At 64.2% G+C, this 11,266-nt stretch carries 9 protein-coding genes and 1 pseudogene; 2 read left to right on the top strand and 8 right to left on the bottom strand.

The genetic code is table 11. The features are described 5' to 3' along the window. The 6 genes from EN943_RS29195 to EN943_RS29170 form a co-directional block, all read right to left on the bottom strand. Window positions 1-166: DUF680 domain-containing protein (locus EN943_RS29195; protein ID WP_127415629.1), on the bottom strand; the 166-nt coding region annotated here is incomplete at its 3' end. Window positions 167-561: 395 nt separating this feature from the next. Beyond that, the gene (gene dapB / locus EN943_RS29190) at window positions 562-1,341 is read right to left on the bottom strand and encodes a 4-hydroxy-tetrahydrodipicolinate reductase (RefSeq protein WP_127415628.1); all 780 of its coding nucleotides are present in this window, start codon (window positions 1,339-1,341) and stop codon (window positions 562-564) included. Between the two features lie 17 nt (window positions 1,342-1,358). Next, window positions 1,359-3,452 (bottom strand): ATP-dependent helicase, encoded by a 2,094-nt coding sequence (locus tag EN943_RS29185; protein ID WP_127415627.1) that lies wholly within the window; start codon window positions 3,450-3,452, stop codon window positions 1,359-1,361. Between the two features lie 89 nt (window positions 3,453-3,541). Next, a complete protein-coding gene (locus EN943_RS29180; RefSeq protein WP_127415626.1) occupies window positions 3,542-3,715 on the bottom strand; it encodes a hypothetical protein in 174 nt (57 codons plus the stop codon). Between the two features lie 485 nt (window positions 3,716-4,200). Beyond that, window positions 4,201-5,373, bottom strand: coding sequence for a M20 aminoacylase family protein (locus EN943_RS29175; RefSeq protein WP_127415625.1), 1,173 nt, complete (start codon window positions 5,371-5,373; stop codon window positions 4,201-4,203). A 46-nt stretch (window positions 5,374-5,419) separates the two neighbouring features. Next, on the bottom strand, window positions 5,420-6,628 hold the full coding sequence (locus tag EN943_RS29170; protein ID WP_127415624.1) for a diaminopropionate ammonia-lyase: 1,209 nt from the start codon (window positions 6,626-6,628) through the stop codon (window positions 5,420-5,422). 106 nt (window positions 6,629-6,734) lie between these two features. Here EN943_RS29170 and EN943_RS29165 point away from each other — a divergent pair, with 106 nt between their 5' ends. Further along, window positions 6,735-7,214 carry an Lrp/AsnC family transcriptional regulator gene (locus EN943_RS29165; RefSeq protein WP_127415623.1) on the top strand — a complete coding sequence of 160 codons (480 nt, stop codon included), beginning with the start codon at window positions 6,735-6,737 and terminating at the stop codon, window positions 7,212-7,214. A gap of 76 nt (window positions 7,215-7,290) precedes the next feature. Further along, complete coding sequence (locus EN943_RS29160; RefSeq protein WP_127415622.1) at window positions 7,291-8,433, top strand: NAD(P)/FAD-dependent oxidoreductase; 1,143 nt, start codon at window positions 7,291-7,293, stop codon at window positions 8,431-8,433. Window positions 8,434-8,466: 33 nt separating this feature from the next. On the opposite strand, the gene EN943_RS29155 is transcribed toward EN943_RS29160, so the two are convergent. Both EN943_RS29155 and EN943_RS29150 read right to left on the bottom strand, forming a co-directional pair. Further along, window positions 8,467-10,575: a molybdopterin oxidoreductase family protein gene (locus EN943_RS29155; RefSeq protein ID WP_127415621.1), complete on the bottom strand. Its 2,109-nt coding sequence runs from the start codon at window positions 10,573-10,575 to the stop codon at window positions 8,467-8,469. An 81-nt stretch (window positions 10,576-10,656) separates the two neighbouring features. Further along, window positions 10,657-11,266, bottom strand: a pseudogene (locus tag EN943_RS29150) (ABC transporter ATP-binding protein); the annotation flags it as partial.

The raw sequence follows: 11,266 nt of genomic DNA, 5'->3' as shown, positions 1-11,266 counted from the left end.
CGGGGGCCTGGACGGTCTGCGTCGACTTCGAGACCGAAGCGGTGATCGAATGGTCGACAGCGACGGCAGGCTGATTGGCGTTGGCCGAGCCATAGTTGTCGCTGCCAGCAAAAGCAGTGCCCGTGGCAACGAGGATGGCGGCGGCGGTAAGAGCGATCTTGGTCATTTTAATTACTCCAGTATTTGTCATGTCCGTCTAGTGGCGTGCCCTTGGGAGGAATTTCGCGTCGCTCGGACCACCCCGAGATGGGCTTGCCCTGTCGCGGATTCCAATCACGAAGATGTTCCCCCGCGGCTCGAATCCAGGCCTTGAAATTTGACACAGGGTCTCGGCGGTCATAATTTAACTATTTAGAATCAGATAGTTACCCGGAAACACCCATCACCGGCCGCGACCATTCACCGGGCCGGCGTTCACCATCTGCTACACAGTGCGTCAACAGAAATCGAACTGAACGGTTCGGTTTGAAGCAGTCTGGCCGCGTCAGGCACTCTTTTAGGGTGGAGAAAGTGGACGAGGTATGGGTCCGGACATCCACCCGGGGCGACAAATCGGCCCTGCTATGAGCCGTTCAGGCCCAACACGTCGCGCATATCGTATTCGCCTGGCGGGCGTCCCTCGAGCCAGAGCGCGGCGGCGATGGCGCCACGGGCGAACATGACGCGGTCGCCGGCCGCATGCGACAAGGTCACAAGCTCGCCGTCGGCGCAGAAGCTCACGCTGTGTTCGCCGATGATGCTGCCGCCGCGCAGCACCGCAAAGCCGATCTCACCGGGAGGCCGCGCGCCAATGGTGCCATCGCGTGCACGCCTGGCGACCGTCTCCAGATCGATGCCGCGTCCGCCGGCTGCGGCATGCCCCAGCATCAACGCCGTTCCCGATGGCGCATCGACTTTGTGGCGATGATGCGCTTCGACAATCTCCACGTCCCAGTCATCGGGATCGAGTGCCCGCGCCGCCTGCTCGACCAGTCCGACCAACATGTTGAGCCCGAGCGAAAAACTGCCGGAGCGCACGATGGCAATTGTTTTCGCGGCGTCGGCGATAACAGCCAATTCAGCAGCATCGAAGCCCGTCGAGCCGATGACCAGGGCCGGCCCGCCGCGCTCGGTGCAAATCCTGGCCAGATCAGCCGAGGCAGCCGGCGTGGTGAAGTCAATGACCACGTCGGCCGTGGCAAGCGCCTCGTCGCGGCTCACCAGCCCTTCGCCGACACTGCCCGGCCGGTGGAAGCGGGCGGCGAGCGCCAGCCGCGCGTCGCCCTGCACGGCGTCCGCTATCTGGCGGCCCATGCGACCCAGCGCACCCGCGATGGCGACCCTGACCGGTGGTTTCGACATGGCGCGCTATCCCGCGGCTATTTCCACATGCCGCGCATGCGCGCGCCGATGTCGACGCGCACCTCCGGCCGGGCCGCCCTGCCCTGTGCGGCCTGCGCGCTCGGCCATGATAGCTGCTGGAACGCCGCCAGAATCGAAGCCGGGATGAAGCGGGTGCGCGAGGCATAGAGATGGCGGTCGCCGCGCGCCGCCTGGCCGTGCGGGAAGAAGCGCTGCGGCATAACCAGGTTCAGGTTGTCCTTGGCCCGCGTCATCGCCACGTAGAGTAGCCGGCGCTCCTCCTCGATGTCTTCCTTGGTGCCGACGCCGAGATCGGCCGGGATACAGCCGTCAACCGTGTTGAGCACGAAGACGTTCTTCCATTCCTGGCCCTTGGCCGAATGGATGGTCGACAGGATCAGATAGTCCTCGTCACGATGCGGCGGTCCGGCCTGATCGCTGGTGGCGTCCGGCGGGTCGAGCGTCAGTTCGGTGAGGAAGCGTTCGCGCGAGGCATAGCCCGACCCGATTTGCTCGAGCTGCAACAGGTCGGCCCGGCGAGTCGTTGCATCCTCGTGGATGCGCTCAAGATGCGGCTCGTACCACAGCCTGATCTGTTCCAGATCAGCCGGCCATTTGGCGCCGGCGCGCAGACCGGAATAGAGCGAGACAAAGCCCGGCCAGTCATCCGCCGCGCGTTGCGGCGGACGCCAGCCGGCCAGCCCCATGGCCTCATCCAGCGCCGTCGTCATGGTCTCGACGATCTGCGCGGCGGCCGAAGGGCCGATGCCCGGCATCAATTGCAGCACGCGGAAGCCGGCGACCCGGTCGCGCGGGTTTTCTGCAAAGCGCAGCACCGCCAGCACATCCTTGATGTGAGCGGCATCGAGAAATTTCAGGCCGCCGAACTTGACGAAGGGAATGTTGCGCCGCGTCAGCTCGATCTCCAGCGGTCCGCTGTGATGCGAGGCGCGAAACAGCACCGCCTGGGATTTCAGCGCTGTGCCCGCCTCGCGCTCGGCCAGGATCGTGTCGCAGACGAAATTGGCCTGCTCAACTTCGTCGCGCACGGTCACCAGTTTTGGCCTGTCGCTGGATTTGCGCTCCGACCACAGGTTCTTGGTGAAGCGCTCCGAGGCTTCGCCGATCACCGCATTGGCGGCCGCAAGAATGGTTTCGGTCGAGCGGTAATTGCGCTCCAGCATCACGACGTCGGCGGTTTGCGCGAACTGGTTGGGGAAGTCGAGGATGTTGCGCACCTCGGCGGCACGGAACGAATAGATCGATTGCGCATCGTCGCCCACCATCGTCAGCCCGGCGCCGTCGGGTTTCAGCGCCATGAGGATCGAAGCCTGCAGGCGATTTGTGTCCTGGTATTCGTCGACCAGCACATGGTCGAAACGCCCGCCCAGATGCGCTGCTATCTCGGGCTCAGCCGCCATCTGCGCCCAGTAGAGCAGCAAATCGTCGTAATCGAGCACATTTTGCGCCTGCTTGGCCTCGACATAACCGGCGAACAATTCTTTCAGCTGCTCCGCCCAACCGGCGCACCAGGGAAAGGCGGAACCCAACACCTCATTGAGCGGCGCCTGCGCGTTGACGGCGCGCGAATAGATGGCGAGGCAGGTGCCCTTGGTGGGGAAGCGCGCTTCCGTCTTCGAGAAGCCGAGTTCGTGGCGGACCAGGTTGATCAGGTCGGCGGAATCCTCGCGGTCATGGATGGTGAAGGCAGGGTCGAGGCCGATCTCCAGCGCATAGTCGCGCAGCAGCCGCGCGCCGATGCCGTGAAAGGTACCGGCCCAGGTCAGCGCATCGGTGATGACAGCTGCATCGCGGCCGAGCACCTCGCCGGCGATGCGCTCGACACGCCTGGCCATTTCGGATGCGGCGCGGCGCGAAAACGTCATCAGCAAGATGCGGCGCGGGTCTGCCCCCTTGACGATCAGATGGGCGACGCGATGCGCCAGTGTGTTGGTCTTGCCCGAACCCGCGCCGGCAATGACCAGCAGCGGGCCGGCGATCTTGCCGTCGCCATGCTCGACGGCCTGCCGCTGAGCATCGTTCAGCCGGGCGAGATAGGCAGGCTGGACGGTCGGTTCCCGAAAGGTCGAATCAGCGGTGGCGAGGTTCATCGCCCATCAAGCATCGTTTCTGCTTTGTTCGCAACGTCGATGCGAGGCTGGCCTTGTGCTCGACAGGTCGAAGCGCGACGCCCGTGTCTTTAGCGTTGCGGATCGACACCCATGTCGGCCGACTGCCGCCGCAAGGTCTCGCGATCATATTGCGACGGCGGCAACAGCAGCGGGTCGACGGTATCGGGCACGGTTTCGACCATCTTCCTGGCGATACGATAGGTGACATAGGCGAAGGCGCCGGCGACGAGCAGACGGAACATGGTGCAACACTCCTTTGGAGCAGAACCAACCGGGTAAACCGCATTTGGTTCCCTTGCCAATCGTCCACGCGCGCAGTCGGAGATGGAGGGCGGCTACGGGTTTGGCCCGCGCTTTCCCGATGCATTCTCGGGGCACCGGAGGCGGAACTTGGCGTTTGCGGGGTTCGTGTCCTGCCGCATGCCGCTGTGGCGTTCCGGACAGGCTTTTGGGGAAGAAGGCCGGCGCCGCTTGGGAGGAGGAACGAAGCGCCGGCCAAGCGGATAATGAGGTCCGCCGCACAGGTAAGGCTAGCTGAGTCTTGCCCCTGCGTCATCGGGGGATTGTCTTTGTTAAAAACGTACCGACGCGCACGGCCCTATCGGTCGCCGGCCGTCACAAGCTTGTCTTGACCATCATCCCGGCAATCTCAATAAACCCGGGAGTGGTTGGCAATAGCGGTGTTGTTTGGGCTAGCGGCGAGCGCGGCCTGGCAATCAAAACGCGATCATCTTCCCGCCTCGCCACCCAGCCTTTGCCTGACCACGGCTACATGGAAATTCGTGCCGAACAACAGCCCGTCATCGTTGAAGTCGTAGCTGGAATTGTGCAGTGGCGCCGAACCCTCGCCATTGCCGAGGAAGACGAAGCAGCCCGGCACATGGTCGAGGAAGCGGGCGAAATCCTCCGAAGCGGTCATCGGCTCGCGGGCGACGGCGATGTTGCCGGGCTCGAAGACGCCTCTCGCGGCGGCGAATGCGGCATCGACCAGCTCGGCATCGTTGCGCAGCGGCACGAACTCCCTGCTGTACTTGACCTCGGCGGTGACATTGTAGGCGGTGGCGATGCCCTCGGCGATGACGCGCATCTGCCGTTCGATCTCGGCGCTGACCTCGGGCCGGAAGCTGCGCGCATCGCCGAAGATGCGGGCAAGGCCGGGCAGAGCGTTGCGGGTGCCGTCGGTGATCAGCTCGGTCACCGAAACCACCGATATGTCGGCCGGGCTCAGCCGGCGCGAGACGATGGTCTGCAGATTGGTGACCAGCGCGCAGGCGGCGACCAGCGTCTCGTTGCCCGCATGCGGCCGCGCGGCATGACCGCCGAGCCCTTTGAGCACGATCTCGAAGATATCCTCGGCCGACATTATGGGGCCGGCACGGGTCTCGAAATGCCCGATCGGCAGGCCGGGCATATTGTGCAGGCCAAAAATCTCGTCGAAGGGAAAGCGCTGCATCAGCCCATCGTCGAGCATGGCAAGTGCGCCCCTGCCCCATTCCTCGGCCGGCTGGAAGACGAAGCGCACGGTGCCGTCGAAACCGCCCTGCTCCGCCAGCAGCTTTGCCGCGCCGAGCAGCATGGTGGTGTGGCCATCATGGCCGCAGGCATGCATCATGCCGGGATTGCCGGAGCGGTAGGATGCGTCCGACTGTTCGGTGATGCGCAGCGCATCCATGTCGGCCCTGAGCGCAATCGCGCGGTTGCCGCTGCCGCGCTTCAGCGTGCCGACGACGCCGGTACCGCCGACGCCCTCGGTGACATCGTCGAGGCCGAACTCACGCAATTTGGCGGCGACAAAGGCGGCGGTACGCTTCTCCTCGAAGCCGAATTCCGGATACGCATGCAGATCGCGCCGCCAGCCGGTCATCTCCCGCTTCAGATATTCGGCATTGAAATCAGCCATTGTCCCGTCCCTCATCGGTGAGCTGTTGTCGAAAGGCCGCGCAGCCTCATGCCGTTGCCTCGGCTGTCACCTTGCCGGCCAGCACATCGGCCGGGCTCATGCCAAGCAGTTCGGCGTAGCGATGCGGGTCGGTGGCGCCTTCGGTGTTGATCACCAGCACCCGCGATTTGCCGTCAAGTCCAAGATCGGCCCGGTTGTCTGCCACCGCCCGGATCAGACCGGCAAGGCCGACGCCGCCGCTTTCGCCGGCGACGATCACCGGGTCACCGCCGGCCGGCCGGGCCAGCCGCCGCATCACCGCGATGGCGTCGGTCTCATCCACCGTCATGAAGGCATCGGCGGCACGCGCCAGCACCCGCCAGGCGACCGGAGAGGCCTCGTAGCATTCAAGCATGGCCATCACCGTCGGCTGGCCGTGCGCGACCTTGACCGGGCGCCCGACCTGGGCGGCTGCAAAAACACAAGCGGCACGCGCCGGCTCGACCACGATGAAGGTCGGCCTGGCGTCACCGAGCACGATGGCAAGATGGCCGGCCAGCGCGGCGGCAATGCCACCGACACCGGCCTGCACGAAGACGTGGGTTGGCGTCCGAGGGAGTTGGCGCAAGGCTTCACGCATGATCGTGGTATAGCCTTGCATGACGAGGCCGGGGATGCGCTCGTAGCCGGGCCACGAGGTGTCGGAGACCACGGTCCAGCCTTTCTCGGCCGAAACCTGGGCAGCTTGCTTGACCGAATCATCATAATTGCCGTCGACGCGGATCATCTCGGCGCCATAGTGGGCGATCGCCGCGATACGCTCCTCGCTGACGCCGGCGTGGACAAAGATCGCCGTCCGCGCACCGACAAGTTGCGCGCCTTGCGCAACGGAGCGGCCATGATTGCCGTCGGTCGCACAGGCAAATGTCATGGTCGCGGCGACGCCCCGCACATCCGGCCGATCGAGATCGGCCACATCGACGGTCCGGCCAAGCCGGCTGCCTGCCTCCTCCAGCACCAGGCGGAAGACGGCATAGGCGCCGCCAAGCGCCTTGAAGCTGCCGAGGCCGAGGCGAAAGCCCTCGTCCTTGATATGGATGGCGCCAAGTCCGAATTCGGCGGCGAGCGCCGGCAGCGCATGCAGCGGCGTCATCCGGTGATTGTCGCGGTGGCTGAGAAAACGCTCGACCGTGTCAGCGCCGGCCACGCCAAGGATTTCGGCATCGGCGGGATCGAGTGGCAGGCGATGCAAAGCATTGCGGTTGAGCAGGAACATTGACCGGCCTCCTTGGAATTCAGCGAGAATATATTGCAGGACCAGCGCAAAGGGCGCTGTAGTATGGCCTCCCAAATGCAAGTTTGTTTCGCCAGGGATATCTCCATTGCCTGTATCGCCACCCTCGCTCGACAGTTTCGATCTCGCTATCCTTGCCATTCTGCAGCGGGACAACACGACGCCGCAGCGGCTGATCGGCGAGGCGGTGAACCTGTCGGCGCCGGCGGTGCAGCGCCGCATCAAGCGCATGGAGCAGACCGGCGTCATCGCCGGCAATGTCGCGGTCATCGAGCCGACGGCGGTCGGCCAGCCCATCACCATCTTCGTCGAGGTGGAACTCGAGAGCGAACGTGCCGAACTGATCGACGCGGCCAAGCGGCAATTCTCGGCAACCCCGGAAGTCCAGCAATGCTACTATGTCACCGGCGAGGCCGATTTCATCCTGGTCATCACCGTGGCCGACATGGGCGCCTATGAGGCGCTGACGCGAAAACTGTTCTTCGACAGCAACAATGTCCGCAAGTTCAGAACGTTTGTTGCCATGGACCGGGTCAAGGTCGGACTGACGGTACCCTTGCCCGGCTGAGCGTTGCTGGCATGGCAGGCTGCGGCTGCCATGCTTTTGCCATTCTCCGGAAGCGAATTTGTCGGCGGAGGCGCGCTTGGACGATACCACCCCAGTTGCGATCATCGGCGCCGGGCCGGCAGGCCTGGCCATTGCCGCGTGCCTGCGGCAGGCCGGGCAGGATTTCGTCCTCCTCGAAAAGGAGCAGCAATCCGCGCCCGCGTGGCGACGCCACTATGAGCGCGTCCATTTGCACACGACCAAACGCTATTCCTCGCTGCCCTTCGTGCCCTTTCCCAGGGATTATCCGCGCTATGTGCCGCGCGATCTGTTCGTCGACTATCTCGATGCCTATGCGCAACGCTTCGATCTGCGGCCTCGATTTGGGGAAACTGTGCGGGCGATCAATCGGCGAGGCAGAAGCTGGCTCATAGACACGACAACAGGCCCCTTGCACGCGTCACAGGTGGTGATCGCGTCGGGCAACAACGCGGAGCCGCTGATGCCCGGATTTGCCGGCGCCGATGCCTTCAAGGGCAAAAGCCTGCATAGCGCCGACTATCGCAACGCCGTGCCTTTCGCCGGCCAGTCGGTGCTGATTGTCGGCATGGGCAACACCGGCGCCGAGATTGCGCTCGATCTGGTGGAAGGCGGTGCGCGACCGACGATTTCGGTGCGCGGCGGCGTCCATATCGTGCCGCGCGAACTGCTTGGCGTGCCCATCCAGATGATCGGCATGGCAGCACGCCTGATGCCGCAACGCATCAACGATGCCTTGTTTCCCATCATCCTCGATCTGGCGCTGGGCAGACTCGGGAAATATGGACTGAGGCGGCCGCAGCAAGGAATGCTGCAGCAGATCGCGCTCTCGTCGCGCATTCCGACGATCGATATCGGCACGGTCGGCAAGATCCGCGAAGGCACGATCAAGGTCGCACCCGACATTGCCGAGATCACCGAGCAAGGCGCCCGTTTTGTCGATGGGAGCGACGGCGAGTTCGATGCGATCATCTTCGCCACCGGTTTCCGGCCGGGCTATGCCAGATTGCTGGAGCCCGGCGTCCAGCCAGGGGGCAGCGGCGTCAACGCGCGCGCTTCGGACCTCGGCCTTTATCTCATCGGCTTTCACAATCCGGTCACCGGATTGCTGCGCGAAATCTCGATCGAGGCAGAGCAGATCGCTGACGACATCCGCCTGCGGCGAAACCGAAAGAAAGCGGCCGAAATCCTGCCGGTATGAATTGGCGACAGACGATCTGAGTTCTCGCCGACCTCAGCCTGCCGCGCGCAGCCAGACCTTGTTGTCGTGGAAGGCAGCACCACCATAGGGCGCCGGCGCATCGGCGCCGGTCAGCACGTTGATGCCCTCGCCGCGCTCATGCGCGCTGTTTGGCCAGATGCCTTCGGCGATGACGACGCCACGCTTGAGGCCGTCAAACAGCTTCGCATGTAGCACGACTTCGCCGCGGGTGTTGCCGACCTCCACACGGTCGCCGTCGGCCAGCCCAAGTGCCGCGGCATCGTCGGGGTGCAGCAGAAGTTCCGGGCGGCCTTCCCTGGCCTTGGACACCGGTGTTTCCGAGAATGTTGAGTTGAGAAAATTGCGCGCCGGCGACGTCGTCAGCCGGAACGGATGCGCCTCGTCGGCGACCTCGATCAGGTCGACATGGTCGGGGAATTCCGGCAGCCGCGCCACCGGGCCCAACAGGCCCATGCTTTTCGGCGGCCGGTTGGGCGCCGCCTGTCCGGTCCAGTCGGCGCGGAAGCGGAATTTTCCATCCGCGTGACCAAATCCCTTGATGAAATGCGCTGCCTCGAAATCCGGCTGCAGGTCGACCCACTTGTCTTCCTTCAAGCTTTCGAAACTGCCCAGCCTGCGCTTGCCCAGGATGATGTCGATATGCTGCTGTTCGGTCAGGCCAAAGCCGGGGCGATCGGCGACGCCGAGGCGACCAGCCAGTTCCTCGATGACGAAATGGTTGGTGCGCGGTCCTTCCGGCGGCTCGATCAGCTTGGGGCCAAGCGTGATGTGCTGGTTGCCACCGCCCTTGTAGACGTCGTCATGCTCGAGGAACATCGTCGCCGGCAGCACGACATCGGCAAGCTTGGCCGTGTCGGTCATGAACTGCTCATGCACGCAGGTAAACAGGTCGTCACGCATAAAACCCTGCGTCACCAGCCGCTGCTCCGGCGCCACATTCACCGGATTGGTGTTCTGGATCAGCATCGCCGTCACCGGCGGGCCGCCATAGAGCGCGTCGCTGGCTCCGATCAGCACTGGGCCGATGCGCGAATGGTCGAGATAGCGGATCGAGGGATCGCGCATCTTGGTGCCTTCGAGCACATCCTGGTTGAGCTTGAAGATGCCGGAATTGGAATGGAAGGCACCGCCGCCCTCATATTGCCAGCTGCCGGTGACAGCCGCGATGCACGAGGCGGCATGCATGTTGACGGCGCCATTGCGCTGGCGCGCAAAGCCATAGCCGAGCCGGAAATAGGTCTTTTTCGTCGTGCCTACGAGGCGGGCGAAGGCCTCGATCTCGGCAACAGTCAAGCCGGTGATCCCGGCCGCCCATTCCGGCGTGCGCGTCACGAGATGGGCTTCCAGCCCCTTCGGGTCGTCGGTATATTTCGAGAGATAGGCGCGGTCGGCCATCCCCTCCTTGAACAACACATGCATGACCGCGCAGGCCAGCGCGCCGTCGGTACCCGGCTTCAGCACGAGACCGAGATCGGCCTGCTTCATCGTCGCGTTTTCATAAACGTCGATGACGACGATCTTGGCGCCGCGCTCCTTGCGCGCCTTGATGGCGTGGGTCATGACGTTGACCTGCGTCACCACCGCATTCGTCCCCCAGATCACCACGCAATCGGATTTCGCCATCTCGCGCGGGTCCGGCCCGCGCAGTGCGCCGGCCCCCATCATCCAGCCGGTCCAGGCGAGATTGGTGCAGATCGAACCGAAAAAACCGGAATATTTTTTCGCATGGCGCAGCCGGTCGATGCCGTCACGCTGCACCAACCCCATCGTTCCGGCATAATAGTACGGCCAGACCGTCTCCGAGCCGTATCTCTCCTCAGCCGCAATGAACTTTTCAGCGACGAGGTCGAGCGCGGCCTCCCAACTCGCTTCCTTCCAGGCGCCATCGCCCTTGGCGCCGGCGCGGATCAGCGGCTTCAGCAAACGGTCGGGATGGTGGACGCGGTCGGCATAACGCGCGACCTTGGCGCAGACGACGCCGGCCGTGTAGCTGTTGGACTTTGCGCCATGGACGCGGCCGATGCGATTGCCGTCAAGCAGCTCGACCTCGAGCGCGCAGGTCGAAGGACAATCATGCGGACAGGCCGAATGGCCGATGCGAAGCTTGGCGTGCTGGTTCATGGGGTTTGTCTAGCGGGTTTCGAATGCGGCGTGTAGGGCCAGATGGTTAGCCAATCTCCCCCTCGAGGGGGGAGATTGACTCTACTCCGCCGTGCCTTCCTCATACTCTGCCGACATGGACAGCCACTTTTCCTCGTGGCCGGCCAGCGTCTGGGCCAGTTGCGAGCGCTCCTTGGCCAGCCGTGTCGCCGTCGAGGGATCCTTTTCGTACACCGCCGGATTGGACAGTTCGTCCTCAATGCCGTCGATGCGCTTGCGGATTCGGTCCATCAGCGCTTCGGTGGCGCGGATTTCCTTGGCCAGCGGTTCGAGGGCGGCGCGGCGCGCGGCCGCGTCGCGGCGGCGGTCGGCTTTTGATGCCTTGTCGGCCTCGCGCTTGCCACGGCGGTCGCCGGATACGCCGGTGACCAGCGTCTTGTAGTCCTCCAAATCGCCATCATACGGGTTGACCGCGCCGTCCTTGACCAGCCACAGCCGGTCGGCGGTTGCCTCCAGCAGATGGCGATCATGCGAGATCAGGATGACGGCGCCGGGAAACTCGTTCAGCGCATGGATCAGCGATTCGCGGCTGTCGATGTCGAGATGGTTTGTCGGCTCGTCGAGGATGAACAGATTTGGGCCCTCGAAGGCCGACAGCCCCATCAGCAGGCGCGCCTTCTCGCCGCCCGACAGGTCCTTGGCGGCGGTGTTC

The organism is Mesorhizobium sp. M7A.F.Ca.US.006.01.1.1 (assembly GCF_003997935.1).
Taxonomy (GTDB): domain Bacteria; phylum Pseudomonadota; class Alphaproteobacteria; order Rhizobiales; family Rhizobiaceae; genus Mesorhizobium.
The sequence above is the reverse complement of the archived record's forward strand: the minus strand, read 5'-3'. Positions and strand labels throughout refer to the sequence as shown.